Consider the following 1,956-nt stretch of genomic DNA (forward strand, 5'->3'; position numbering starts at 1 on the left):
GCCCTGAACCGTGCGCTGTCCGGCTACAAGAAGGGCGATGTGGTCATGCTGCTGGTCCGTACCGGCAGCGGCAACAGCGCCTTTGTCGCGGTCAAGGCCGGCCCGTAACAACCGATGGCTGCCTTCACGGCGGCCCTCTTGGTGTCCCCGAAGCCCCGCCCTGGCGGGGCTTCGGCCATTCCGGGGCCGTGCCGGCAGGCCAACCACGCGGCGGACCTCCGGGCATGCGATAATCGACCGTTACCCTGACGACGCCGCGCGCCGCCGCCACCTCTCTATGTCCTCTGATTCGATGCGGAACATCCGCAACTTCTCCATCATCGCCCACGTCGACCACGGCAAGTCCACGCTGGCCGACCGCATCATCCAGCTCTGTGGCGGCCTCCAGGCCCGCGAGATGGAAGCGCAGGTGCTCGACTCCAACCCGATCGAGCGCGAGCGTGGCATCACGATCAAGGCGCAGTCGGTGTCGCTGCCGTACGTGGCGAAGGACGGCCAGACCTACCACCTGAACTTCATCGACACCCCCGGCCACGTCGACTTCTCCTATGAAGTCAGCCGCTCGCTGGCCGCCTGCGAGGGCGCGCTGCTGGTGGTCGATGCGGCCCAGGGCGTGGAAGCGCAGTCTGTGGCCAACTGCTACACCGCCGTGGAGCAGGGGCTGGAAGTGGTGCCGGTGATCAACAAGATCGACCTGCCCACCGCCGATATCGAGCGCGCCAAGGCCGAGATCGAGGCCGTGATCGGCATCGATGCCAGCGATGCCGTGCCGGTCAGCGCCAAGACGGGTCTGAACGTGGTCGACGTGCTGGAAGCGATCGTGCATCGCATTCCGCCGCCGGTGCCGCGCGATACCGACAAGCTGCAGGCGCTGATCATCGACTCGTGGTTCGACAACTACCTGGGCGTGGTCTCGCTGGTGCGCGTGATGCAGGGCGAGATCAAGGCCGGTGACAAGCTGCAGGTGATGTCCACCGGCCGCAACCACCAGGTCGACAACGTCGGTGTGTTCACCCCGAAGCGCAAGGTGCTGCCGGTACTGCGCGCGGGCGAAGTGGGCTGGGTCACCGCCAGCATCAAGGACGTGCACGGCGCGCCCGTCGGTGACACCCTCACCCTCGCTGCCGACCCGGCGCCGAAGCCGCTGCCGGGCTTCCAGGAAATGCAGCCGCGCGTGTTCGCCGGCCTGTTCCCGGTCGATGCCGAGGACTACCCGGACCTGCGCGAAGCGCTGGACAAGCTGCGCCTGAACGATGCCGCGCTGCGCTTCGAGCCGGAAAGCTCCGAAGCGATGGGCTTTGGTTTCCGCTGCGGCTTCCTCGGCATGCTGCACATGGAAATCGTGCAGGAGCGCCTGGAACGCGAATACAACCTGGACCTGATCAGCACCGCGCCGACGGTGGTGTATGAAGTCCTGAAGACAGATGGCACGATCATCAACATGGACAACCCGGCCAAGTTGCCGCCGGTGAACCATGTGCAGGAGATCCGCGAGCCGATCATCCGCGCCAACGTGCTCACTCCCGAGGAGTACATCGGCAACATCATCAAGCTGTGCGAAGAAAAGCGCGGCAGCCAGATCGGCATCAACTACCTGGGCAGCCAGGTGCAGATCAGCTACGAGCTGCCGATGGCCGAAGTGGTGCTGGATTTCTTCGACAAGCTGAAGTCGGTCAGCCGTGGCTATGCCTCGCTGGACTACCACTTCGTGCGCTTCGATGCCGGTCCGTTCGTGCGCGTGGACGTGCTGATCAACGGCGACAAGGTCGATGCGCTGTCGCTGATCGTGCATCGCAGCCATGCCGATCGTCGTGGTCGCGAGCTGTGCGAAAAGATGAAGGACCTGATCCCGCGCCAGCAGTTCGACGTGGCCATCCAGGCCGCCGTCGGCTCGCAGATCATCTCGCGCACCACGGTCAAGGCCATGCGCAAGAACGTTCTGGCCAAGTGCTATGG

The 1,956-nt window shown here is 65.0% G+C and carries 1 protein-coding gene; it reads left to right on the top strand.

The genetic code is table 11. The annotated features are described in order from the left end of the window. Window positions 1–292 precede the first annotated feature (292 nt). A partial coding sequence (gene lepA, locus AB4Y84_RS20350) for a translation elongation factor 4 (protein WP_442250783.1) occupies window positions 293–1,956 on the top strand: 1,664 nt, incomplete at its 3' end.

The organism is Stenotrophomonas sp. 2YAF22, from assembly GCF_052114665.1.
In the GTDB taxonomy this organism is placed as follows: Bacteria; Pseudomonadota; Gammaproteobacteria; order Xanthomonadales; family Xanthomonadaceae; genus Stenotrophomonas; species Stenotrophomonas indicatrix.